The sequence below is a fragment of the Tabrizicola flagellatus genome (assembly GCF_046295235.1).
Classification (GTDB): domain Bacteria; phylum Pseudomonadota; class Alphaproteobacteria; order Rhodobacterales; family Rhodobacteraceae; genus Tabrizicola; species Tabrizicola flagellata_A.
In genome coordinates, this window is the sequence record NZ_JBKBLV010000014.1 from 1 (window position 1) to 23,874 (window position 23,874).

22 protein-coding genes are annotated in these 23,874 nt (G+C 67.5%); 5 read left to right on the forward strand and 17 right to left on the reverse strand.

Annotation, left to right across the window (positions count from 1 at the left end; all coding sequences use genetic code 11):
* Positions 1–279: 279 nt before the first annotated feature.
* Together glnA and ACK4IU_RS07880 are read right to left on the reverse strand one after the other, a co-directional pair.
* Positions 280–1,689, reverse strand: a complete 1,410-nt coding sequence (gene glnA / locus ACK4IU_RS07875; protein WP_409733422.1) for a type I glutamate--ammonia ligase — start codon at positions 1,687–1,689, stop codon at positions 280–282.
* A gap of 93 nt (positions 1,690–1,782) precedes the next feature.
* Entirely contained in the window at positions 1,783–2,121 is a 339-nt protein-coding gene (locus ACK4IU_RS07880; RefSeq protein ID WP_103255696.1) for a P-II family nitrogen regulator, read from the reverse strand.
* A gap of 168 nt (positions 2,122–2,289) precedes the next feature.
* On the opposite strand from ACK4IU_RS07880, the gene ACK4IU_RS07885 reads away from it, so the two are divergent.
* A complete protein-coding gene (locus tag ACK4IU_RS07885; protein ID WP_409733426.1) occupies positions 2,290–3,996 on the forward strand; it encodes an NAD(P)H-hydrate epimerase in 1,707 nt (568 codons plus the stop codon).
* 25 nt (positions 3,997–4,021) lie between these two features.
* On the opposite strand, the gene ACK4IU_RS07890 is transcribed toward ACK4IU_RS07885, so the two are convergent.
* Entirely contained in the window at positions 4,022–4,453 is a 432-nt protein-coding gene (locus ACK4IU_RS07890; RefSeq protein ID WP_128516412.1) for an Lrp/AsnC family transcriptional regulator, read from the reverse strand.
* 214 nt (positions 4,454–4,667) lie between these two features.
* On the opposite strand from ACK4IU_RS07890, the gene ACK4IU_RS07895 reads away from it, so the two are divergent.
* The 3 genes from ACK4IU_RS07895 to aguB all read left to right on the forward strand — a co-directional run bounded on the left by ACK4IU_RS07895 (position 4,668) and on the right by aguB (position 7,944).
* Positions 4,668–5,813 (forward strand): type III PLP-dependent enzyme, encoded by a 1,146-nt coding sequence (locus tag ACK4IU_RS07895; RefSeq protein WP_409733430.1) that lies wholly within the window; start codon positions 4,668–4,670, stop codon positions 5,811–5,813.
* A 184-nt stretch (positions 5,814–5,997) separates the two neighbouring features.
* Positions 5,998–7,041, forward strand: a complete 1,044-nt coding sequence (locus ACK4IU_RS07900) for a DUF2235 domain-containing protein (RefSeq protein ID WP_409733434.1) — start codon at positions 5,998–6,000, stop codon at positions 7,039–7,041.
* A gap of 30 nt (positions 7,042–7,071) precedes the next feature.
* Positions 7,072–7,944: an N-carbamoylputrescine amidase gene (aguB, locus tag ACK4IU_RS07905; protein ID WP_409733437.1), complete on the forward strand. Its 873-nt coding sequence runs from the start codon at positions 7,072–7,074 to the stop codon at positions 7,942–7,944.
* Positions 7,945–8,025: 81 nt separating this feature from the next.
* Here aguB and ACK4IU_RS07910 read toward each other — a convergent pair whose 3' ends face one another.
* The 3 genes from ACK4IU_RS07910 to gltX all read right to left on the reverse strand — a co-directional run bounded on the left by ACK4IU_RS07910 (position 8,026) and on the right by gltX (position 11,571).
* Positions 8,026–8,649, reverse strand: coding sequence for an alternative oxidase (locus ACK4IU_RS07910; protein WP_409733440.1), 624 nt, complete (start codon positions 8,647–8,649; stop codon positions 8,026–8,028).
* Between the two features lie 135 nt (positions 8,650–8,784).
* Positions 8,785–10,074 (reverse strand): citrate synthase, encoded by a 1,290-nt coding sequence (gene gltA / locus ACK4IU_RS07915; RefSeq protein WP_409733443.1) that lies wholly within the window; start codon positions 10,072–10,074, stop codon positions 8,785–8,787.
* A 96-nt stretch (positions 10,075–10,170) separates the two neighbouring features.
* On the reverse strand, positions 10,171–11,571 hold the full coding sequence (gene gltX / locus ACK4IU_RS07920) for a glutamate--tRNA ligase (RefSeq protein ID WP_409733446.1): 1,401 nt from the start codon (positions 11,569–11,571) through the stop codon (positions 10,171–10,173).
* Positions 11,572–11,652: 81 nt separating this feature from the next.
* On the opposite strand from gltX, the gene ACK4IU_RS07925 reads away from it, so the two are divergent.
* Positions 11,653–13,746: a ComEC/Rec2 family competence protein gene (locus tag ACK4IU_RS07925; protein WP_409733449.1), complete on the forward strand. Its 2,094-nt coding sequence runs from the start codon at positions 11,653–11,655 to the stop codon at positions 13,744–13,746.
* On the opposite strand, the gene lexA is transcribed toward ACK4IU_RS07925, so the two are convergent.
* From lexA to ACK4IU_RS07980, 11 genes are all read right to left on the reverse strand, one after another.
* Positions 13,740–14,426 carry a transcriptional repressor LexA gene (gene lexA, locus ACK4IU_RS07930; RefSeq protein ID WP_409733683.1) on the reverse strand — a complete coding sequence of 229 codons (687 nt, stop codon included), beginning with the start codon at positions 14,424–14,426 and terminating at the stop codon, positions 13,740–13,742. The two genes, ACK4IU_RS07925 and lexA, sit on opposite strands and share 7 nt — an antisense overlap.
* Positions 14,427–14,505: 79 nt before the next feature.
* Positions 14,506–15,675, reverse strand: a complete 1,170-nt coding sequence (locus ACK4IU_RS07935) for a molybdopterin molybdotransferase MoeA (RefSeq protein ID WP_409733452.1) — start codon at positions 15,673–15,675, stop codon at positions 14,506–14,508.
* Positions 15,675–16,151, reverse strand: coding sequence for a cyclic pyranopterin monophosphate synthase MoaC (gene moaC / locus ACK4IU_RS07940; RefSeq protein WP_409733455.1), 477 nt, complete (start codon positions 16,149–16,151; stop codon positions 15,675–15,677). Before moaC ends, ACK4IU_RS07935 begins: the two co-directional genes overlap by 1 nt.
* Positions 16,148–16,960, reverse strand: coding sequence for an indole-3-glycerol phosphate synthase TrpC (gene trpC / locus ACK4IU_RS07945; protein ID WP_409733458.1), 813 nt, complete (start codon positions 16,958–16,960; stop codon positions 16,148–16,150). The genes moaC and trpC overlap by 4 nt, the downstream gene beginning before the upstream one ends.
* 8 nt (positions 16,961–16,968) lie before the next feature.
* A complete protein-coding gene (gene trpD / locus ACK4IU_RS07950; RefSeq protein WP_409733461.1) occupies positions 16,969–17,982 on the reverse strand; it encodes an anthranilate phosphoribosyltransferase in 1,014 nt (337 codons plus the stop codon).
* Positions 17,979–18,566 (reverse strand): anthranilate synthase component II, encoded by a 588-nt coding sequence (locus ACK4IU_RS07955; RefSeq protein ID WP_409733464.1) that lies wholly within the window; start codon positions 18,564–18,566, stop codon positions 17,979–17,981. The genes trpD and ACK4IU_RS07955 overlap by 4 nt, the downstream gene beginning before the upstream one ends.
* 225 nt (positions 18,567–18,791) lie before the next feature.
* The gene (locus tag ACK4IU_RS07960; protein WP_409733466.1) at positions 18,792–19,187 is read right to left on the reverse strand and encodes a phosphomannose isomerase type II C-terminal cupin domain; all 396 of its coding nucleotides are present in this window, start codon (positions 19,185–19,187) and stop codon (positions 18,792–18,794) included.
* Positions 19,188–19,300: 113 nt separating this feature from the next.
* Positions 19,301–20,326 (reverse strand): L-threonine 3-dehydrogenase, encoded by a 1,026-nt coding sequence (tdh, locus tag ACK4IU_RS07965; RefSeq protein WP_409733686.1) that lies wholly within the window; start codon positions 20,324–20,326, stop codon positions 19,301–19,303.
* A gap of 8 nt (positions 20,327–20,334) precedes the next feature.
* Positions 20,335–21,525: a glycine C-acetyltransferase gene (locus tag ACK4IU_RS07970; RefSeq protein ID WP_409733469.1), complete on the reverse strand. Its 1,191-nt coding sequence runs from the start codon at positions 21,523–21,525 to the stop codon at positions 20,335–20,337.
* 146 nt (positions 21,526–21,671) lie between these two features.
* On the reverse strand, positions 21,672–22,223 hold the full coding sequence (locus tag ACK4IU_RS07975) for a helix-turn-helix domain-containing protein (protein ID WP_409733472.1): 552 nt from the start codon (positions 22,221–22,223) through the stop codon (positions 21,672–21,674).
* A 113-nt stretch (positions 22,224–22,336) separates the two neighbouring features.
* Positions 22,337–23,740, reverse strand: coding sequence for a protein adenylyltransferase SelO (locus tag ACK4IU_RS07980; RefSeq protein WP_409733475.1), 1,404 nt, complete (start codon positions 23,738–23,740; stop codon positions 22,337–22,339).
* Positions 23,741–23,874 lie beyond the last annotated feature (134 nt).

Sequence of the window (23,874 nt, forward strand, 5' to 3'; positions counted from 1 at the left end):
GCCCGGCCAAGCGCGCGCAGGTCGAAGGGCGGACGCTGCCCGCCCGAGGCCCAGATCTCGGGTCGTCCCCTTTCCCCGCGCCTGTCCGAGGGTTCCCGTGCCATCGCCGTCCCGCCTGCTTCCGCGCCGCAGGTTAGCCGTGCCGAACCTGCTTTCCAAGCCGTTAATGTCCGCACAATAATCCAGACTTTGCAATTATTTGGTCTGGGTGTCCCGCTTGGACGCACATGAAAAAGGGCGCCCTCGGGGGCGCCCTTTTCCCTTCACTGTCCCCAGGTCTCAGCAGGAATAGTACAGCTGATACTCGACCGGGTGGGGGGTATGCTCGTAGGCATAGACCTCTTCCCATTTCAGGGCCATGTAGGCCTCCAGCTGGTCGCGGTCGAACACGTCGCCGGCCAGGAGGAAGTCCATGTCCTTCTCCAGCTCTTCCAGCGCCTCGCGCAGGCTGCCGCAGACGGTCGGGATCTGCGCCAGCTCTTCCGGGGGCAGGTCGTAGAGGTCCTTGTCCGAGGCCGGGCCCGGGTCGATCTTGTTCTTGATGCCGTCAAGGCCGGCCATCAAGAGCGCCGCGAAGGCCAGGTAGGGGTTCGCCGACGGATCGGGGAAACGGGCCTCGACGCGCTTGGCCTTCGGGCTTTCGGTCCACGGGATCCGGACGCAGCCCGACCGGTTGCGGGCCGAATAGGCGCGCAGAACCGGCGCCTCGAAGCCCGGGATCAGGCGCTTGTAGCTGTTGGTGCCGGGGTTCGTCAGCGCGTTCAGCGCCTTCGCGTGCTTCAGGATGCCGCCGATGAACCACAAGGCCTCCTGGCTCAGGTCGGCATACTTGTCGCCGGCGAACAAGGGCTTGCCGCCCTTCCAGATCGACATGTTGACGTGCATGCCGCTGCCGTTGTCGCCCTTCATCGGCTTCGGCATGAAGGTCACGGTCTTGCCGTAGGCATGGGCCACGTTGTGGATGACGTACTTGTACTTCTGGATGTTGTCGGCCTGTTCGACCAGCCCGCCGAAGACCATGCCCAGCTCGTGCTGGCAGGTCGCGACCTCGTGGTGGTGCTTGTCGACCTTCATGCCCATCCGCTTCATGGTCGAGAGCATCTCGCCGCGGATGTCCTGGGCCTCGTCGATCGGGTTGACCGGGAAATAGCCGCCCTTGTGGCCCGCGCGGTGGCCGTAGTTGCCGCCCTCGGTCACCGTGTCGGTGTTCCAGGCGGCGGCCTCGGCGTCGATCTCGTAGGCCACCTTGCGCGGCGTCACCGAGTAGCGCACGTCGTCGAAGATGAAGAATTCGGCCTCGGGCCCGAAATAGGCCGCGTCACCGATGCCGGAGGACTTCAGGTAGGCTTCCGCCTTCAGCGCGGTCTGGCGCGGGCAGCGGCTGTAGGCCTCGCCGGTGTCGGGCTCGACGACGTTGCAGTGCACGGCCATGGTCTTTTCGGCGTAGAACGGGTCGATGTAGACCGAAGCCGCATCCGGGATCAGCTTCATGTCGGACTGGTCGATCGACTTCCAGCCCGCGATCGACGAGCCGTCGAACATGAAGCCTTCCTCGAAGAAGTCCTCGTCCACCAGGTCGGCGACCAGCGTGACGTGCTGGAGCTTGCCCTTCGGGTCGGTAAAGCGGATGTCGACGTATTCGACTTCCTCGTCCTTCATCAGTTTCAGAGCTTTGCTTACTGCGCTCATCATGCTGCCTTTCGGTTGGGTTTCGGTTTGGACCTTGCGGCCCGATTCTGGTCAAGCCCAGGAATTTTCGAAGAAAATTCCTGGGCCGTCGCGTCAGACGGCATCGTCTCCGGTCTCGCCGGTGCGGATGCGGATGGCTTGTTCGACGGGCGTGACGAAGATCTTGCCGTCGCCGATCTTGTCGGTGCGGGCGGCTGCGATGATCGCCTGGACGGCGGTGTCGACCATGTCGTCGGTCAGGACGACCTCGATCTTCACCTTGGGCAGGAAGTCCACGACATATTCGGCGCCGCGGTAAAGCTCCGTGTGGCCCTTCTGCCGCCCGAAGCCCTTGACCTCGGTCACCGAAAGACCCTGGATGCCCGCCTCCTGAAGCGCCTCCTTCACCTCGTCAAGCTTGAACGGCTTGATGATCGCTTCGACTTTCTTCATGGGCTGGCTCCCCCGGTACGTCCTTGCCCCTCTGACCACTTCCCCATGAGAGGGGCAATGTGACAGGGTTTCCTTGCGGGCGGATCCACGGGGAATCCCGGGGTGCTGCCTAAAATTTGTGCAATACGCCTGTTGTATGGGCAGTTTGAAATCCGGGATGCGCAAGAAATGACCGAACTCCTGACCGCCGCGCAGATGCGGGCCATCGAACAGGCGGCGATTGCCACGGGTGAGGTCACGGGCCTGGAGTTGATGGAGCGCGCCGGGCGGGGCGTGGTCGAGGCGATCTTCGAGGAATGGCCGGAGCTGAGGGCCACCTCGCACCGAGCGGTGGTCCTCTGCGGGCCGGGCAACAACGGCGGCGACGGGTTCGTCGTGGCGCGGCTGCTCAGGGAATGGGGCTGGGAGGTGGAGGTCTTCCTCTACGGCGACCCGGAGCGGCTGCCGCCGGACGCAAGGGTGAATTGCGAGCGATGGCGGGGGATGGGGGAGGTGCGGCCGCTGCAGAACGATTCGCTGCCCCCATGGGCCGAAGGCACGGCTCTCGTGGTGGATGCCCTGTTCGGCATCGGTCTGACGCGCCCCTTCGAGGATCTGGATGCGGTTCAGGGCGAACTGAACTGGTGGCGATCGGCCAGACGCACGGGGGAAACCCCGCGTGTCGTGGCGGTGGATGTTCCAAGCGGTCTTTGCGCCGACAGCGGGCGCTATCCGGCCAGCGCGGCTGGCAATCCGCTGGACGACCGGGTCCTGGCGAACCTGACGGTGACATTCCAGACACCGAAGCCCGGCCACTACCTCGGGGTCGGCCCCAGGGCCTGCGAGCGGTTGCGGGTGGTGCCCCTGGGCCTCGCCGCTGATGCAGGCGTGACGCTGATCGAGCGGCCGACGGCGACCGCGCGGCTGGGCAAGGCAACCGGGCACAAATATGCCTACGGCCACGCCCTCGTCCTCTCCGGCCCCTCCGGTCGTGGCGGGGCGGCGCGGCTGGCGGCGCGGGGGGCGCTTCGGATCGGGGCAGGACTGGTGACGGTGGGGTGTCCTCCCGAGGCCATACCGGAGAACGCCGCGCGGCTGGATGCGGTGATGCTGCGGGCGGTTGCGGATGGGCTGATGCTGGAGGAGGCGCTGGAGGACAAGCGGATCAATGCGCTGTGCGTAGGGCCGGGGTTGGGGATCGATGCGCGTGCCAGGGAGGTGGTGGCGGTTGCGCTGAGTATTCCGGCCGGGAGCCCCCCACCCCTCTCCCCTCCCCACGGGGGGGAGGGGAGCGGCGAAGGTCAGGCGTCCCGCACAGACGGTGACGGTGACTCGCTTCCCCTCCCCCCCGTGGGGAGGGGAGAGGGGAGGGGGGCCCCGACCTCCGAAAGACGCCATCTGGTCCTAGATGCCGATGCACTCACCATCCTGTCCCAACACCCCGAGTTCTTCGACGCCCTGCACGACGGATGCGTCCTGACCCCCCATGCCGGGGAGTTCGCTCGCCTCTTCCCCGACATCACCGAAAAGCTTAACCAGCCCGCCACCAAAGGCCCCGCCTATTCCAAGGTCGACGCCACGCGCGAGGCGGCAAAGCGGGCGGGCTGCGTGGTCCTGTACAAAGGCCCGGACACGGTGATCGCCGACCCTACGGGCCGCTGCGCCATCAACTCCGCCCACTACGGCCGCGCCGTGCCGTGGCTGGCGACGGCGGGGTCGGGGGATGTGCTGGCGGGGTTCATCACCGGGCTACTGGCGCGGGGGGGTTCACCCTTCGAAGCTGCCTGCACCGGGGCCTGGCTGCATGTGGAATGTGCGCTGTCCTTCGGGCCAGGGCTGATCGCCGAGGACCTGCCGGAAGAACTGCCGAAGGTGTTCCGGGCTTTGGGGGTGTGACGGTGCGTTGTAGCACACCCTACGCCTAAACCGCCCGGTCGATCTTGGTCGAGAGGTGGATCAGGCTCTCCGACGCCCTGACCCCGGTCATCGCGCCGATCTGGTCCAGCACCGAATCGAGCACCTGGGTGTTGGGGCAGGCGACCTGCACCAGAAAGTCGAAGCGGCCGGAGGTGGTGAACACCCGCTCGATCTCGGCAATCGACTTCAGCCGCGCCAGAACTGCGGCCTGCGAGCGGGGTTCGATGGTCAGCAGGACCGAGGCGCGCAGCCGCCCCTCCCGTGCGGCCTCTCCCAGTTTCAGCGTGTAGCCCGCGATCACGCCCGAGGTCTCCAGCCGCTCCAGCCGCGCCTGGATCGTCGACCGGGCGACCTTCAACCGGCGCGAGAGGGTCGCCACCGAAACCCGCGCGTCGGCCGAGAGCAGCCCGATGATGTTGCGATCCAGTTCGTCCATGCAATCTGCCGTCCTTTTCGTCATTATAACGACAGAATGGCGCATTTATATAGTTTTGTTCGGTGAGTTTGTAACCCATATGCGGCATCCTCGATTGCAGGAAAAGGGCGGCTCATACGCACCTGGCCTGGTTCACTTGAAACCACGCTGGTGCCCGGTCCCATAGCTGCACGGGGAAGGGCGAAGCGTCTTGTTGGCAAAGGGAAATACGCCGATGGGACTCTCCAAGACAATCTGGACAAACCCGACTGACTTTCTGAAGAAGCAGGCGCCGGAAAACCCCGTGCTGTTCTTCGCGCCCTCGGCCGCACAGGCAGCTGCGCGCCGGTTCATCGACGGCTTCCCGGGCATGGTGACCTATGCCGTCAAGTCGAACCCCGGCGAGGAAATGATCGAAAACCTGGCGGCGGCGGGCGTGCGCGGCTTCGATTGCGCTTCGCCCTTTGAGATCGACCTCATCCGCCGCCTCGTGCCGGACGCGGCGATCCACTATAACAACCCGGTGCGTGCGCGGCACGAGATCGCCCATGCGGTGACGCGGGGCGTGAAGTCCTACAGCGTCGATTCGAAGTCGGAACTGCAGAAGCTGATCGAGATGGTCCCGGTCGAGGGCACCGAGATCAGCGTGCGCTTCAAGCTGCCGGTGGCGGGCGCGGCCTACAACTTCGGCGCCAAGTTCGGTGCGACGGTGGAACTGGCGACTGAACTCCTCAAGACCGTGGTCGAGGCGGGCTACATCCCCTCGATCACATTCCACCCGGGCACCCAGTGCATCGATCCCCACGCCTGGGAATCCTACATCCGCGAGGCCGCGAACATCGCGCGCGGCGCCGGCGTGAAGATCGCGCGGCTGAACGTGGGCGGGGGCTTCCCCTCGCACCGGCTGGCCGCGGTGGTGCCGCAACTGGAAGAGACCTTCCAGCTGATCGACCGGGTGACGTCCGAGGCCTTCGGCGCCGACCGTCCCGCGCTGGTCTGCGAACCCGGCCGGGCGCTCTGCGGCGACGCCTTCGCGCTGGCCGCCCGCGTAAAGGCGCTGCGCGACGGGACGCATGTCTTCCTGAACGACGGCGTCTATGGCTCCCTGACCGAACTGCCGATGATCGGCGTGATCGACCGGATCGAGGTGCTGTCGCCCACCGGAGAAAAGCGCACGGGCGAGGCGATCCCCCGCATCGTTTTCGGGCCGACCTGCGATTCGGTGGACCGGCTTCCGGGGGAAATCCCGCTGCCCGCCGACCTTCAGGAAGGCGATTTCGTCGTCTGGCAGGGTATGGGGTCCTATTCGACGGTCACCAACACCCGCTTCAACGGCTTTGGCGAGTTGCAGATGGCAACGGTCCTCAGCCTGAAGCTCTGACTGTTTGAAATTCCTGTGAAATCCTGACGCTCGGCTGGACAGGAACCGCCGGGCGTCTAGCATTGCGGTCAGGGAATCTTTACCCGCGCTGCGCGACGATGCCCCAGCGCCGAACCGAAGGAGACCCGCCACGCGCCTTCTGGACCGCCTCCGCAGCTTTTTCCGCCGCACGGTCGAGCCCGAGGTGGAACCGGCCCCCGCGCCTGCGCCGGGAAGGCAGAGGGGCGTGGTCGATCATGTGGTCATCCTCGATGGCACCATGTCCAGCCTGGAGCCGGGGCGCGAGGCGAACCCTGGTATCCTGTTCCGGCTGTTGCAGGAGATGGGCACCCATGCCAACCGGCGGCTCTATTACGAACCGGGGATGCAATGGGAGGGCTGGTTGCGCGGCGTGGCGATCCTCGAGGGACGCGGAATCGCCCCGCAGATCCGCCGCGCCTATGGCTGGCTGGCCTCCGGCTATCGCCCTGGCGACAGGATTTTTCTGTTCGGATATTCGCGCGGGGCCTTCGCGGTCCGCTCGCTTGCGGGGGTGATCGACCGGGTGGGCCTGCTGCGCCGGGAACATGCCACTGAACGCGCGGTGCGCCTGGCCTGGCGGCATTACGAACGCGGCGCGGACAGCCCGGCCGCCGAGGCCTTCGCGCGGCGCTTTTGCCATGGCGAGGCGCCGATCCAGATGGTCGGGGTATGGGACACCGTGAAGGCACTGGGCCTGCGGCTGCCGTTCTTCTGGATGTTTGCGGCGGACCGCCATGCCTTCCACAGCCATCAGCTCGGCCCCTCGATCCGTCACGGCTATCACGCCCTGGCCCTGCACGAGACGCGCGAGGCCTTTGCGCCGGTGCTCTGGGAGTGTCCCCCCGGCTGGGAAGGCAACGTGGAACAGGTCTGGTTCCGCGGCGCGCATGGCGACATCGGCGGACAGATCGGGGACTTTCAGGCCGCGCGGCCCCTGGCGAACATCCCGCTGGTCTGGATGCTGGACCGGGCCGAGGCCCTTGGGCTGGCGCTACCCGATGGCTGGCGCGAGCGGTTTCCCTGCGATCCAGAGGCGCCGATGGTCGGCACCCTGCGCAGTTGGGGCAAGGCGTTCCTGTTGCGGCGCAGGCGCCGGGTCGGCCGCGACCGGTCGGAACGCCTGCATCCCACGGCAGTCGCGACCGCAGGCAAGCGTTGGCCTGTCCAGAGTGGAATCGGGCTTCAAGCCGCCCCGCCAGAGACTTAGGGTAAGACGCATCTGCCCGGAGGACACCCCATGCGTCACGTTACCCTTGCCGCCACCCAGTTCGCCTGCAGCTGGGATCTGCCCCTGAACCTCGAGTCTGCCGAACGTGCGATCCGCGCGGCCGCCGCGAAGGGCGCGCAGGTCATCCTGGTGCAGGAACTGTTCGAAGCGCCCTACTTCTGCATCGAGGAGCGGCCGGAATACTTTCGCCTGGCCCGCCCGGCCGAGGGCCACCCGCTGATCGCGCATTTCAGCGCGCTCGCGCGCGAGTTTGGCGTGGTGCTGCCGTGTTCGTTCTTCGAGAAGGCGGGGCAGTCGCATTTCAACTCCTGCGCCATGATCGACGCGGACGGTCGCGTGTTGGGGGTCTACCGGAAAAGCCACATCCCGCAGGGGCCGGGCTACGAGGAAAAGTTCTACTTCTCGCCCGGCGATACCGGCTTTCGGGTCTGGGACACGGCCTTCGGTCGGATCGGGGTGGGCATCTGCTGGGACCAGTGGTTCCCGGAAGCCGCGCGCGCCATGGCGCTGATGGGGGCCGAGATGCTGCTTTACCCCACCGCCATCGGGTCCGAGCCGCCCGCTCCCGATCACGACAGCCAGCCGCACTGGGAAGCGGTGATGCGCGGCCACGCCGGGGCGAACATCATGCCGGTCGTGGCATCGAACCGCATCGGCCGCGAGGTCGCACCGGGGGGCCGGGAAGTGACCTTCTATGGCTCGAGCTTCATCGCCGGACACATGGGGCAAATTCTGGCCCGGGCCTCGCGCGACCGGGAAGAGGTGCTGACCGCCACCGTGGATCTGGAGGCGATCGCCGAGCTTCGCGCCAGTTGGGGCCTGTTCCGCGACCGGCGGCCCGAACTTTACCGGGCCGTCGGGACGCTGGACGGGCGGGGCTAGGCTCCTCGCTCCGCTTTCGCCTCGCTCCTCGCCAGCGAAGAGCGAAGAGCGAAGCGCAGGCGAAGGCGAAGGGACGAGCGGTCAGGCGGCCTTCAGTTCGTCGGCCATCTGGTGATTGCGGTCGCGGTGCCCAGCCTCGTCGGCGCGGACGGCGATGACCACGTCGCGCAGCCGCGCGCCTTTGCCGAGGTTCCAGTAGTCGATGGCGATCTGTGGGGCGGGGACGTTCTCCACCTTGCCGGCGTCGATCTGTTCCAGATACTGGGTGTAGCTGACCACCGCCTCCTCTTCGAGATAGCCGACGATCCGGTGCGCGATGCGTGGAGTGAAGAGATACAGCCAGAAATAGGCGTTATAGAAGATTGCCTGCCCCAGCATGATGATCCCGCGTTCCAGCCGCGAGGGCTGCGCGACGTGAATGAAGGTCATCAGGTGCATGCGTTCGTTGTCGGCCTCGTCCAGAAGCTCCTTGATCCAGCCCTGGTCGTCGCGGATGTGCCGCAGCGCCTTCAGGTGCTGGAGCAGGCCGCCGACCATGCCGGGAACGGCGGCGACGGTTTCCAGCACGACCGCGCGGTGGCCATAGCGTTTCGAGAAGAAGGCGTCGGCGAACAGGCGCATGAACTTGACGGTCCGCAGCGCGACCCGGTCGCCAAAGGTGACGGGCGCATGGTGCGCGGTCAGGTCCGGGTAGGTGTCTTTCATGGCAAAACTCCGCAGGGAAAGAACCCCCCAGATGTGGGTCGTTCCTGACGGAAATCATCAGTCATGCCCTGCGACCTGTCGGCGCACGAAAAGGCCGCCCGAAGGCGGCCTCTCTGTCCGTCGCTGTCCTGCGCCTCAGCGGTGGCGCAGGTCGACGTAGTCGCGCTTTTCCGGGCCGATGTAGAGCTGCCGCGGACGACCGATCTTCTGGTTCTTGTCGGCGATCATTTCTTTCCACTGGCTGATCCAGCCCACCGTGCGGCTGATCGCGAAGATCGGAGTGAACATCGAGGTCGGGAAGCCCATCGCCTCGAGGATGATGCCCGAATAGAAATCGACGTTCGGGTAGAGCTTCTTGGAGACGAAGTATTCGTCCTCCAGCGCGATGCGCTCCAGTTCCTTGGCGACCTGGAGAAGCGGGTTGTTCTCGATGCCGAGCAGTCCGAGCACCTCGTCGGCGCTCTCCTTCATCACCTTGGCGCGCGGGTCGAAATTCTTGTAGACCCGGTGGCCGAAACCCATCAGCCGGAAGCCGGAATTCTTGTCCTTGGCCTTGGCGATGTATTCCGGGATGCGATCGACGGTGCCGATCTCCTTCAGCATCTCCAGGCAGGCCTGGTTCGCCCCGCCATGCGCCGGGCCCCAGAGACAGGCGATGCCGGCTGCGATGCAGGCGAAGGGGTTCGCGCCCGACGACCCCGCCAGCCGCACCGTCGAGGTCGAGGCGTTCTGTTCGTGGTCGGCATGGAGCATCATGATGCGATCCATCGCCTTTTCCAGCACGGGGCTGACCACATAATCCTCGGCCGGGACGGCAAAGCACATGTGCAGGAAGTTGCCCGCGTAGGACAGCGCGTTCTTGGGATAGACGAAGGGCTGGCCGACCGAATACTTGTAGGCCATCGCGGCGATGGTTGGCAGTTTCGCGATCATGCGGATCGCGGCCACCTCGCGCTGCCAGGGATCGTTGATGTCGGTCGAATCGTGGTAGAAGGCCGCCATCGCGCCCACCACGCCCACCATCGTGGCCATCGGATGCGCGTCGCGGCGGAAGCCGCGGAAGAAATAGTGCATCTGTTCGTGCACCATCGTGTGCTTGGTCACGCGCTGCGTGAAGTCGGCAAGCTGGGCGGCGGTCGGCAGTTCGCCGTAGAGCAGCAGATAGCAGACCTCGAGATGGGTCGATTTCTCGGCAAGCTGTTCGATGGGGTAGCCGCGATACAGCAGTTCACCCAGATCACCGTCGATATAGGTGATGGCGCTTTCGCAGGATGCCGTCGAGGTGAAGCCGGGATCGAAGGTGAAGACGCCCGCCTCGCCGTAAAGCTTGCGGATGTCCAGCACGTCGGGGCCCAGGGTGGGTTTGTGGACCGGAAGGTCGTAGGTCTTCCCGTCCAGTTCCAGTTTTGCAACTTTGTCCGACATGGTTCTCCCCGGTGATGAAGGTCGCACCCGGCACCGGGCGCGGCCATTGGCAATCCTGCACCCCGGTCGGGGCGGCTTCAAGGCCGGGGGGCGGGGTCAGCCCGCCGCATCCTCCAGCCGGTGAACGGTTTCATCACGACCGATGACGAGCATCATGTCGTAAACCGACGGTGTAACAGTTCTCCCCGCAAGTGCGGCCCGCAACGGCGCTGCCAGCTTGCCGAAACCGATGCCGTTCTCCTCGGCAACCGCGGTCAGGATCGGCTCCAGCGCGTCCTTTGTCCAGCTAGCATTTTGCAGTCGCGGCGTCAACGATTTCAGTATACCACGGGATACCGTATCCAGCGCCTCGGCCGCCTTGGGATCGGGTCGGATGGGACGCTCTGCCAGAAGAAAAGCAGCCTTTTCCATGAGTTCCGGGAAGGTCTTCACGGATTTCTTCAGGAAGGGCAGCGCGGCCATCATCCGGGCTTCCTGTATCGCCGATAGAGGCGCGCGCCCCGAGACGGAGAGGAAGGCCTTCAGTTCATGCAGCAGTGCGGCATCGTCGGCCATCGCCATGTGATGCCCGCAGGTGTTCTCCAGCTTCTTGAAATCCAGCCGGGCGGGCGCGCGACCGATGCCCTTCAGGTCGAACATCTTCATTGCCTCTTCCGAGGTGAAGATTTCGGCATCGCCATGCGCCCAGCCGAGCCTTGTGAGGTAATTGCGCATTCCCGCGGCCGGGTAGCCCATCGCCTGATACTCCTCGACGCCCGTCGCGCCGTGGCGCTTGGACAGCTTCTTGCCGTCCGGCCCGTGGATCAGCGGGATATGCGCCCAGACCGGCACCTGCCAGCCCATCGCGTCATAGACCATCTGCTGCCGCGCCGCATTGTTCAGGTGGTCGTCGCCCCGGATCACATGGGTCACGCCCATGTCGTGATCGTCCACCACCACCGCCAGCATGTAGACGGGCGTCCCGTCGCTGCGCAGCACGATCATGTCGTCCAGCGTCGCGTTCTGGATCACCACGCGGCCCTGCACCTGGTCGTCGATCACCGTCTCGCCGGTGCGGGGGGCCTTCATGCGGATGACATAGGGCGCGCCTTCGGGATGCGTGGCGGGATCGGCGTCGCGCCAGGGCGACAGGAACACGGGATACCGCCCCGCGGCCTCTTCCGCCGCGCGGAAGGCCGCGATTTCCTCCTGCGTCGAGAAGCACTTGTAGGCCGTTCCTCGCGCAAGCATCTCGTGCGCGACCTCGGCGTGCCGGTCGCGGCGGGCGAACTGGCTCACCACCTCGCCGTCCCAGTCGAGCCCCAGCCAGTTCAGCCCGCGCAGGATGGCGGCGGTTGCTTCGGGGGTTGAACGTTCGCGGTCGGTGTCCTCGATCCGCAGGAGGAACTTGCCGCCTCGCCCGCGCGCATAAAGCCAGTTGAACAGCGCCGTCCGCCCGCCGCCGATGTGCAGGTAGCCCGTGGGCGAAGGCGCAAAGCGGGTGACGACCTGAGACATGACGGGATTAACCTTTCGGAAACCATGGCGGGCGTAGGATCGCTGCCGGGTTTAGGCAATCGCGGGGTGGGAGACAAGGTGGTGGCGCGGCTCCTCCTGGCACCGCTTGGGGCGCTGCAGGCGGCGCGGGGGACGCTGTTCCCCTGGATCGCCGTGCTGATCGGCTGCGGCATCGGGGCCTGGTTCTCGGTTCCCGAAGAGCCGGGGGCGGTGGGCTACGCGCTTGCCGCGCTGGCCCTTGTCGCGGGCGCGGTCCTCGGCTGGAGGTCCGACCTGGCGCGGCCGCTCGGCCTCGGCCTTGCCGCGCTTGCGGCGGGCTGGATCGCCGCCGGGATCCGCGCCCATGCGCTGGACGCGCCGATGCTGACCTTCCGCTACTACGGCCCGGTCGAGGGCCGGATCGTCGAGATCGACCGCTCGCAGTCCGATGCGCTTCGGCTCACGCTGGATCAGGTGGTGCTGCGGGAGGTCACGCCTGAAAGGACGCCTGTCCGGGTCCGCATCTCGTTGCAGGAGGACCAGGAGTGGCTGGTGCCGATCCCGGGCCAGGTGGTGATCCTGACCGCGAACCTTGCCGCCCCGGACGGGCCGGTGGAGCCCGGGGCCTTCGATTTCCGCCGCATGGCCTTTTTCGACCAGCTGGGCGCGGTGGGATATACCCGCACCCCGGTCCTTCTGCTGGAGGAGCCCTCGGGCGCTGCGCTGCCCATCGATCGGCTGCGGATCTGGCTGACACAAGGCATGTTGGCCCACATGGACGGGCAGGCCGGGGCCTTTGCGGCGGGGGCGATGACGGGGGACCGCTCGGCCATCACCGAGGACACGGTGCAGGCGCTGCGGGACTCTTCGCTTGCTCACCTGCTTGCGATTTCGGGGATGAACATGGCGTTCCTAACCGGCTTCGTCTTCGCGCTGTTCCGCTATGGGCTGGCGCTGATCCCCTTTGTCGCGCTGCGGGTGAACACCAGGAAGGTTGCGGCCGTGGTCAGCCTGGGCGTGGCGCTGTTTTACCTGCTTCTGTCTGGTGCCAACGTGGCGACGGAGCGCGCGTTCATCATGATCTCGGTGGTTCTGGGCGCGGTGCTACTGGACCGGCGCGCGCTGTCGCTTCGGTCGGTCGCCGTGGCGGCGCTGATCCTGATGCTCATGAAGCCCGAAAGCCTGCTGGAACCCGGCTTCCAGATGTCATTTGCGGCGACCATCGCGCTGATCTTGGGATTTCAGGCGCTGGACGGCAGCATCTATCGCCAGCAGGTGCCGCGCTGGCTGATGCCGGTCTTCACGCTGGTGCTGAGTTCGCTGATCGGGGGGCTGTCGACCGCGCCCTACGCGGCGGCGCATTTCAACCGGTTCACCGATTACGGGCTTCTGGCAAACCTGCTGACCGTCCCGGTCATGGGCGCGGTCATCATGCCCGCGGGGGCCGTCGCTGCGTTGCTTGCGCCCTTCGGCCTCGCCTGGCTGCCGCTTTGGTTCATGGAGCAGGGCGCGCGCTGGATCCTGTTCATCGCGCACGAGATTTCGTCCTGGGAAGGCTCGGTCACCGCGATCCCCGCGCCGGGGCCATGGGTGATCCCGATGCTTACGCTTGGGGCGATCTGGCTGATCCTATTGCGGGGAAGAGTGCAGGCGGTGGGACTGGTTCCGGTGGTGGCGGCCTTCGTGCTCTGGGCCCTGGCCGAACGTCCCTTGCTGCTCATCTCGGGCGACGGGCGCCTGGTCGGGCTGGCGGGCGCCGAGGGGCGGGCCCTGTCGGCCGCCAAGGGCGGGGGCTTCGCGGCGGAGAACTGGTTGCAGAACGACGGCGACCTTACGCCGCAGGACGCAGCCGCTGCGCGCCCGGGGTTCGAGGGCAACAAGGGCGAGCGCTGGTTCGACCTTGGGGGCCTGAGGGCGGTGGCGCTTTCGGGCAAGGGGGCGCAGGAGAGGCTGGCCGGGATTTGTGCGCGGGCCGATCTGGTGATCCTTGCGGCGAGGGCAGAGGCTGCGCCCGCCGGGTGCCCGCTGATCGACGAACGCGTGCTGCGCGAGACCGGGCCGCTTGCAATCTGGCAGGATGGGGCAGGGCTGCGGTTTCAGAAAACGAAGGGGGCGCACCGTCTCTGGTCAGCCCCGTCTGGCGGCGTTGACTTGCCCGACCTGCGGTCGCGGCGGGCGCAACTCGCCCGTCAGTAGCTGCGGATCAGGCCCACGAGGCGACCCTGCACCTTGACCAGATGGTCGGGGAAGACCCGCGTCTCGTAGGCCGGGTTGGCGGCTTCAAGCGCGATCATGTTGCCGCGGCGGCGGTAGCGCTTCAGCGTCGCCTCGTGGTCTTCCACCAGCGCCACGACGATATCTCCGTTGTCCGCCGTGGACTGTTCGCGGATCACCACGATGTCGCCATCGTTGATCCCGGCCTCGATCATGGAATCGCCTTTGACTTCAAGGGCGTAGTGCTGCCCCTTGCCCGACAACATCGACCCCGGCACGGCCACATGGTGCGACACCTCGGAAATCGCCTCGATCGGCACGCCGGCGGCGATGCGGCCCATGACGGGCAGTTCCAGCGCATGCACGGCCGAGACCTCCATCGCCTCGCGCGGTGGATCGCTGCGGTCGCCCTGGATCACCTTGGGGCTGAAGCCGGGTTTCTCCATTGCCTCGGGCAGCTTGACAATCTCCAGCGCGCGGGCGCGGTGGGCGAGGCGGCGGATGAACCCCCGTTCCTCAAGCGCGGTGATGAGCCGGTGGATCCCCGACTTCGAGCGCAGGTCCAGCGCATCCTTCATCTCGTCGAAGGAGGGCGGCACCCCGTCGCGGTCCATCCGCGTCTTGATGAAGTCCAGAAGTTCCAACTGCTTGCGTGTCAGCACGGGGACAACCTCCACATCATGCGTTTTCATAATGTTCTGCCCGTGTTCCCGGTTTGTGTCAAGAGATATCCACAAGGGGTCAGAGCGGCAGGTAGGGCACCGTGTCCCCGGCGCGACAGGCGGGGGCGTCGATGGGCCGGATCAGCAGCGCATCGGCCTGGCCGAGGATCGACAGGAGCGCCGAGTCCTGCCGGTCGAAGGGGGCGATTTCCGGCAGGCCGTCGGTCTGCACAAGCCGCGCCCGCATGTAATGCGCCCGCGGGCCGTTCGCGGGCAGGTCCACCGTCAGGCGGGCCTTGCGGGGAAGGGGCGCAGGCGCGGGGTCGCCCAGCATGGCCCGGACCATCGGCAGAAGGAACAGATGCCCGCAGACGATGGCGCTGACCGGGTTGCCCGGCAGGCCCAGCATCGGCACGCCGTTCAGCCGCCCCGCCATCAGCGGCTTGCCGGGGCGCAGCGCCAGCTTCCAGAAGCTGTGCTCCAGCCCCGCCACCTTGCCGACCAGGTCGTGATCGCCGACCGAGGCCCCGCCGATGGTGACGACCAGGTCCGCGCCCTGGGTCAGGTCGAGGACGGTGAGGAGTTCGACCTCGTTGTCCCGGGCGATCGGCAAAAGGCGGGCCTCGCCGCCCGCGGCCTCGACCATCGCCTTCAGGGCAAAGCCGTTCGAGGCGATGATCTGGTCCGGGCGCGGGTCTTCGCCCGGCATCACCAGCTCGTCGCCGGTGGCGACAAGGGCGACCACCGGCTTGCGCGTGGCCTGCACGACGGGGATGTTCATGGCGGCCAGAAGCGCCAGGTCGGTCGGGCGCAGGCGGCGGGGGGAAATGCTCTCTCCGGCCCGGAAATCCTGGCCGCGGGGGCGGATATGGGTGGCGGTGTCGAGCCCCTCCTTCAGCAGGATGCGGTCGTCCAGCCGGACCACATCCTCCTGGATGATGACCCGGGTCGCGCCCTCGGGCACCGGGGCACCGGTGAAGATGCGCACCGCCTGGCCGGGGCCGACGGTCCCCTCGAAGGCATGGCCGGCGCCGGCCTCGCCGATCACCAGGAAATTGTCGTCCGGCCCGGGGTTGCCCTGCACCGCATAGCCGTCCATCGCCGAGGCCGCGAAGGGCGGCTGGTCGCGGGTGGCCACGGCAGGGGCGCACATCCAGCGACCGGCGGCCTGGGCCAGCGGCACGGTTTCCGGCTGGAGCGGCGCGACAAGCGCCAGGCAGCGGGTCAGCGCCTCTTCGACCGTTATCATCAGGTCGCCTCGTAACGGCCTGATTTTCCGCCGTCTTTCAGGATCAGCCGGATGCCGTCGATCACCATGGACTTCTCGACCGCCTTGACCATGTCATAGACCGTCAGCGCCGCGACCGAGACGGCGGTCAGCGCCTCCATCTCGACCCCGGTCTGGCCCGAGGTCTTGACGGTCGCCTCGATTCTGACACCCGGCAGTGCGGGGTCCGGGGTCAGGTCCAGTGCGACCTTGGTGATGGGCAGGGGGTGGCAGAGCGGGATCAGGTCCGACGTCTTCTTGGCCGCCATGATTCCGGCCAGCCGCGCGACGGACAGGACATCGCCCTTCTTCGCCCGGCCCTCGGTGATCAGCGCCAGCGTCTCGGCCGTCATCCGCACCGCGCCCGCCGCGACGGCCATGCGGTCGGTCACCGGCTTGTCCGAGACATCGACCATATGGGCCTGGCCCCGGTCGTCGAAATGCGACAGCCCGCTCATAGCCCGCCCTGCGCGGTCAGGGGGCGGGCGAGGATCGCCCGCGTCGCAGCGGTCACGTCGGCCTGCCGCATCAAGCTTTCGCCGATGAGGAAGCAGCGCGCCCCGTATTGCGCGAGGTCGGCCAGGTCGTCCGGGGTGTAAAGCCCGCTTTCGGCGACGATCATCCGGTCCTCGGGCACACGCCGCGCGAGTTTCCGGGTGGTGTCCAGCGTCACCTCGAAGGTGTGCAGGTTGCGGTTGTTGATCCCGATGAGCGGCGACTTGAGCAGCGCCGCGCGCTCCAGTTCCGCCTGGTCGTGGACCTCGATCAGCACGTCCATGCCCCAGTCCATCGCGGCGGCCTCAAGCTCGGCGGCCTGGGCATCGTCCAGCGAGGCCATGATCAGCAGGATGCAATCGGCATTCAGCGCGCGGGACTGGGCGACCTGGTAGGTATCGTAGAGGAAATCCTTGCGCAGGCAGGGCAGCGAGACGGCGTCATGGGCGGCCACCAGGTAGTCGTCGGCCCCCTGGAAAGAGGGCGCGTCGGTCAGGACCGACAGGCAGGTGGCGCCCCCGGCCTCATAGGCCCTGGCCAGCGCCGGCGGGTCGAAATCCGGGCGGATCAGTCCCTTGGAGGGGCTGGCCTTCTTGATCTCGGCGATCAGGCCATAGCCGGTGAGTGTGGCCTCGCGCAGGGCGCGGGCAAAGCCGCGCGGCGCGGCGGCGGCGCGGGCCGCGGCTACGACCTCGGACAGGGGGACAGCGGCCTTGGCCCTGGCCACTTCCTCCAGCTTGTAGGCCTTGATGCGGTCGAGAATGGTGGACATGTGGCCTCTCAGGCGTTCGTCAGGCGGCGGAGCGCGTCAACCTTGGCCCTTGCCGCGCCGGAGTCGATCGCCTCACGGGCCAACGCCACGCCCTCGGTCAGGGTTCCCGCCTTGTCGGCCACCACAAGAGCGGCAGCGGCGTTCAGAAGGACGGCATCGCGATAGGCCCCGGGCGCGCCGTCGAGCAGGGCGCGCAAGGCCGCCGCGTTATCGGCCGGGGTGCCGCCAAGGATCGCCTCGAACGGATGGGGGGCAAGGCCCGCATCCTCGGGATGCACCGTGAAATCCCGCACCGCGCCGTTTTCCACCGCCGAGACCGAGGTCGGGCCGCAGATGGTCAGCTCGTCGGTGCCGTCCGAGCCATGGACGAGCCAGGCCTTTTCCGAGCCCAGGGCAAGGAGCGTCTCGGCCATCGGCCGGATCAGCGCGTCCGAGAAGGCGCCGGTCAGCTGGCGTTTCACCCCGGCGGGGTTGGTGAGGGGCCCGAGGATGTTGAAGATCGTCCGGGTGCCGAGTTCCGCGCGCACCGGCATGACATGGCGGATCGCGGGATGGTGCATCGGCGCCATCATGAAGCCGATGCCGGCCTCGCTGAGGCATTTCTCGACCACGTCGGGGCCGACCATCACGTTGAGGCCAAGCTCGGTCAGCGCATCCGCCGCGCCGGACTTGGACGACAGGTTGCGGTTGCCGTGCTTGGCCACGGTGACGCCCGCGCCGGCCACGACGAAGGCGGTGGCGGTCGAGATGTTCAGCGTCCCCTTGCCGTCGCCCCCGGTGCCGACGATGTCCATGGCCCCCGCCGGGGCCTTCACGGCATTGCACTTCGACCGCATGACCGAGGCGGCGGCGGCGTATTCGTCCACCGTCTCGCCCCTTGTGCGGAGCGCCATCAGGAAGCCGCCCATCTGGGCGGGGGTGCCTTCGCCTTCGAACAGCGCATTGAACGCGGCTTCGGCCTCGGCCCGCGTGAGGGGGCGGTTCGCGGCGGTGCCGATCAGGGGCTTCAGGACATCGCTCATGCCGGGACCTTCGCCTTCGCCTCGTCGAGGAAGTTCCGCAAGAGCTGGTGGCCGTGTTCCGAGGCGATGGATTCCGGGTGGAACTGGACGCCCTCGATCAGGTGGTGCTTGTGGCGGAGCCCCATGATCGTGCCGTCTTCCAGCCAGGCGGTGACCTCAAGCTCGGCGGGGAGCGTGGCGCGGTCCACGACCAGCGAGTGATACCGCGTTGCCTGGAAGGGCGAGGGCAGGCCACGGAACACGCCTTTCCCGGAATGGTGCATGGTCCCCATCTTGCCGTGGACGATCTCGTGGCAGCGGACGACCTTGCCGCCGAAGGCCTCGCCGATGGTCTGGTGGCCGAGGCAGACGCCGAGGAGCGGGATGCCGGCGGCCGCGGCAGCGCGGGTCAGGGGCAGGCAGATCCCGGCCTGCGCCGGGTCGCAGGGGCCGGGGGAGAGGACGATGACCTCGGGCGCCATGCCGATCACGTCCTGGACTTCCAGCGCGTCGTTCCGTTTCACGACCACCTCCGCGCCAAGCTCGCCCAGGTAGTGGACGAGGTTGTAGGTAAAGCTGTCGTAGTTGTCGATCAGGAGGAGCATCGGTCGGACCCAGGCGGCTACCGGCCGGTTATCGCCGATGCGGGGGGCCGTGTAAACCGGGGTTTCCGTCGCCTGTCCACGCCGGACGACTTTGCGGGTCTTTGAAAATCAAGGGCTTGGCTGCGGGCATTCAGGGTGCGTTTACCAGACCGGCCGGCTCCTCGCTTCCTTCGGTCGCTCCTCGCGATGGGCCTCCGACGAGCGACCGAAGGAAGCGAGGAGGCGTCAGTCGTGCCGGATCACGTCGTCATCGGCAAGGTAGCAGCCCGAGTCGACCGCGATGATCAGAACCGGCAGCCGCCCCGGATTCTCCAGACGGTGCGCCTGGCCGAGGGGGATGTGCACCGCATCGCCTTCCTGCACCAGGCGCGCGAGGACGCCCACGGTGATTTCGGCCGTGCCCTCGACCACGACCCAGTGTTCCGAGCGGTGGAGATGCGATTGCAGCGAGGTCGCTTCGCCCGGGGCAAGGCGCAGGGCGCGGACCCGGAAGCGGGCGCCCGTGGCCAGGGTGGTGGCCGGCGCCGGAAGGGCCGCGCCCTCGGCCTGGAAGGCCGCAGCGGGTGCCTCGGCAAAACCTGTCGGTCGCGATCCGTCCATCATCTCATGTCCCTTCGCCATGGCGAAAGCAAAGCAGGGCAATGGTGAACGGGCGATTAACGCTGCAAGGCCATTTCGCGGCATTTCCACGGCACGGCCGCCAGCCCCGCGCATCGGTCGCGGGCGGCGACCGGTCAGGTCCAGTCGAGCACCACCTTGCCCGACAGCCCCGACCGCATCGCGGCGAAGCCGTCCTGGAACTCGGCCACCTTGAAGCGGTGGGTGATGACGCGGCGGATGTCGAGCCCGTTCTCCAGCATGGCGATCATCTTGTACCAGGTCTCGAAGATCTCGCGGCCGTAGACGCCCTTGATGGTGATGGCCTTGAAGACGATGCGGCTCCAGTCCACCGGCGACTTGCCGGGCGGGATGCCGAGCATGGCGATGCGCCCGCCCATCACCATGTGCTCGACCATCTGGTCGAGCGCGGCCTGGCTGCCCGACATCTCCATCCCGACGTCGAAGCCCTGCGTCATGTGCAGGCCCGCGTAGACCGACTTCAGCTCGGTGGTGGCGACGTTCACCGGGATCACGTCGGCCACCTGACCGGCCAGGTCGAGCCGCGCCTGGTTGATGTCGGTGATGACGACGTGGCGGGCGCCCACATGGCGGGCGACGGCGGCGGCCATGATGCCGATGGGGCCGGCGCCGGTGATGAGGACATCCTCGCCGATCAGGTCGAAGGAAAGCGCGGTGTGGACGGCGTTACCCAGGGGATCGAGGATCGCGCCGATCTCGTCGTCGATGGCATCGGGTAGGGGGACGACATTGAAGGCCGGAAGCCGCAGGTACTGGGCGAAGGCGCCCGGTTCGTTGACGCCGATTCCGCGGGTTTCGGGGTCGAGGTGAAAGCGCCCCGACCGGCTTTGCCGCGAGGTCTTGCCGATCAGGTGGCCCTCGCCCGAGCAGCGCTGCCCGATCTCCAGCCCTTCGACATTGCGGCCCTTCTCGACGATGATCCCCGCGAATTCGTGGCCCGTCACCAGCGGCACCGGGACAGTCCTTTGCGCCCAGTCGTCCCAGTTCCAGATATGGATGTCGGTGCCGCAGATCCCGGTCTTGTGGATCTTGATGAGCACGTCGTCGGGGCCGATGTCGGGGACGGGACGGGTTTCCATCCAGAGTCCGGGCTCGGGGCGGGCCTTGACCAGAGCCTTCATTTCATTCGTCATTCCAGCACTCCCGTGGCTTTGCCGGCGGCGGTGAAGGCGTCCAGCGCGAAGTCGAGATCCTCGCGGGTCAGGGCCGCGCTCATCTGGGTGCGGATGCGGGCGGCGCCTTTCGGGACGACGGGGAAGAAGAAGGGCGCGACGTGGACGCCGCGGGTGTTGAGATCGGCGGCCATGGCTTGCGCGAGCCTTGCGTCGCCCAGCATGACCGGGATGATCGGGTGGTCGCCGGGCAGGAGGGTGAAGCCCGCGGCGGTGAGGCCCGCGCGCCAGTAGCGGGCGTTGTCGGCAAGGCGCGCGCGCAGGTCGTCCGCCTGCTCCACGATGTCGAGCGCGGCAAGCGCCGCGCCGACCACGGCGGGGGGCAGGGCGTTCGAGAAGAGATAGGGCCGCGCCCGCTGGCGAAGAAGGTCGATCACGGGCTGTGGGCCCGCGACATAGCCGCCGAGGGCCCCGCCAAGCGCCTTGCCGAGGGTGCCGGTCAGGATATCGACGCGAACGCCCGCGCGGGCTGGTGTACCGGCGCCCTTCGGGCCGGTGAAGCCGGTGGCATGGCAGTCATCGACCATGACCAGTGCCCCGTAAGCGTCTGCAAGGGCACGGATTTCCGGCAGCCTCGCATAGTAGCCGTCCATCGAGAAGACGCCGTCCGTCGCGATCAGGATGAACCGCGCGCCATCCGCCTTCGCCGCCTTCAACTGGGCTTCGAGGTCGGTCATGTCGCTGTTGGCGTAGCGGTAGCGCTTCGCTTTGCAGAGCCTGATGCCGTCGATGATCGAGGCATGGTTCAGCGCGTCGGAGATGACCGCGTCCTCGGGGCCGAGAAGCGGCTCGAACAGCCCGCCGTTGGCGTCGAAGCAGGCGGCGAAGAGGATGGAGTCGTCGTGGCCGAGATACCGCGCAAGGCGGCTCTCCAGCCGCCGGTGCAGGTCCTGCGTGCCGCAGATGAAGCGGACGCTCGCCATGCCGAAACCATGGTCGTCCATCGCGGCCTTGGCGGCGGCGATCAGGCGGGGGTCGTCCGCGAGACCGAGGTAGTTGTTCGCGCAGAGGTTCAGCATCTCGCGCCCCGCCATCCGCACATGCGCGCCCTGCGCCCCGGTGATGAGGCGTTCGCGTTTCATCAGCCCCTCCGCATCGATCTGGGCGAGGGTGGCGGCGATGTGGCTCAGGAAGGCCGTTTCCGTCATGGCAGAACCCTTTCCGGTTTGGCGGAATGTGCATCGAGCTGCGTCATGTGTCAACTTGACGGATAAGAATCCTTCATAACGGAGATCGATTTGCTCTTTCCCAAATACTCCACGGGGGTCCGGGGGTGTGAAACCCCCGGGGCCGGTCAACTGTCCTGGACGATCAGGATGGCGCGTGCGGCACCCTTGGCCGCGATCTGGTGCGGGCGGTCGGCGGGGTAGCGGGCGACATCGCCGGGGGTGAGGCTGTCGCTGGCTTCGCCCGAGGTCACGGTCAGGTGTCCTTCGAGGACGGTCAGGTGCTCGCGGCAGCCGGGGGAATGGGGGTCGGAGGTGAGGTGGGCGTCGGGGGCGAAGGCGAGCTCATAGACCTCGTGCTGGCCGACGCTTTCGGGGGCCGAGAGGATGCGGATGGTGACGCCACCCCGCTGGATCACCGGGGCAGAGCCGGCGCGGATGACCTCGATGCCGGGGGCGGGGCGGCCTTCGAGGAGGCCCGCGAAGTCCAGCTGCAGGGCCTGGGTCAGCGCCCAGAGCGTCGCGACCGTGGGCGAGGATTCGCCGCGTTCGATCTGGCTGACCATCGAGCGGGAGACGCCGGAGAGTTTAGCGATGGCGTCGAGCGACAGCCCGCGCGCCTTGCGCGCCGTGCGGAGCGAGGCGGCGAGGCGGTCGTGGATGTCGGAGCGGTCGGCCATGACGGCATGGTGGCGGGGAAGGGCGGGGGCGTCAATCTGCGGGGCGCGCTCGTCGTTGACTTCGTCACTCCTCGCTCGCGACGAGGCGACGAAGTCGAACGAGGAGCCCACTGTCAGGTGCCGCAGAAGGTGACGTAGGGGCCAAAGCCGGTCGGGGCAGGCAGGATGAAGGGTTCGGCCTCGACGAAGGGCTGCCGGATCGCGGCGAGAAGGGCGTGGAACGGGGCCAGGTCACCCGCGGTGGCGGCGGAAAGGGCCTCCTCGACCTTGTGGTTCCTCGGGATCACGGCGGGGTTCGCCCGGGCAATCCGGCCTTCTGCCCCGTCTCCGGCCCGGGCGCGCCAGCGGGGCAGCCAGGCTTCCATCCGCGAGAAGTCCGGAACGATGGGGCGGAGCGCAGCCTCGTCGGCGAGGCGCCGGAAGGTCAGCGTCCAGTCGGCGCCCTCCATCGCGGCCAGCAGGTCGTCTGCCAGTGCCGCATCGCCCGGCTCCTCGCCGACAAGTCCCAGCTTGCGCCGCATGACCCCGATCCATTCGGCCCGGTAGCGGTCGGCGATGCCCGCAAGGCGGTCGTTGGCGATCTCGACCGCCCGGTCCGGCACGGGATCGAAGAGCGGAAGCAGCGTCTCGGCCAGCCGCGCCAGGTTCCAGCCCAGGATCAGCGGCTGGTTGGCATAGGCGTAACGGCCCTGGTGGTCGATCGAGGAAAAGACGGCGCCCGGCGCATAGGCTTCCATGAAGGCGCAGGGGCCGTAGTCGATCGTCTCGCCGCTGATCGCCATGTTGTCGGTGTTCATCACGCCATGGATGAAGCCGAGGCCCATCCATTCGGCGATCAGCCGGGCCTGGCGGGCCGCCACGGCGTCGAACAGCGCGAGATAGGGGGGCTCGGCCCCGGCGAGATCCGGGTAGTGGCGGGCGATGGCATGGTCGGCCAGCGCCCGGACCTTGGCCGTCTCTCCGCGCGCGGCGAAGAACTGGAAGGTGCCCACGCGCAGGTGGCTGGCCGCAACCCTCGCCAGAACCGCGCCGGGCAGCTTCGTCTCGCGCCAGATCTCCTCTCCGGTGGCCACGACGGCCAGCGCTCGGGTGGTGGGCACGCCCATGGCGGACATGAACTCCGAGATGAGGAATTCGCGCAGCATCGGGCCGACCGCCGCCTTGCCGTCGCCGCCGCGCGAGAAGGGCGTGCGGCCGGAGCCTTTCAGCTGAATGTCGAACCGGCCCCGCGGGGTGACGACCTCGCCCAGGAGATGCGCGCGACCATCGCCGAGCTGCGGCGAGAAGCCGCCGAACTGGTGGCCGGCATAGGCCTGGGCGATGGGATCGGCCCCGGGCGGAAGCGCCGCGCCCGAGAACCAGGCCGTGGCCTCGGCTTCGGTGATGTCCAGACCAAGTTCTGCGGCCAGTGGAGTGTTCAGGGCCAGAAGCCGTGGAGCGGGCGCGGGATCAGGCGCCACGCGCAGGTAGGTGCCGGGCAGATCGCGGGCATAGGAGTGGTCGAAGGCAATGGACATCTGGGTCCCCTTTCCCGAGGGATATGCGCCTTGCATCGCCGCACGGCAAGGCTGCACCGGGCCTGACCGGAGCCGGCGCGCCCGGCCGGACGGGCCGGGGCCTCCGGCGGGAGTATTTGGGAAAAGGGCAAGTG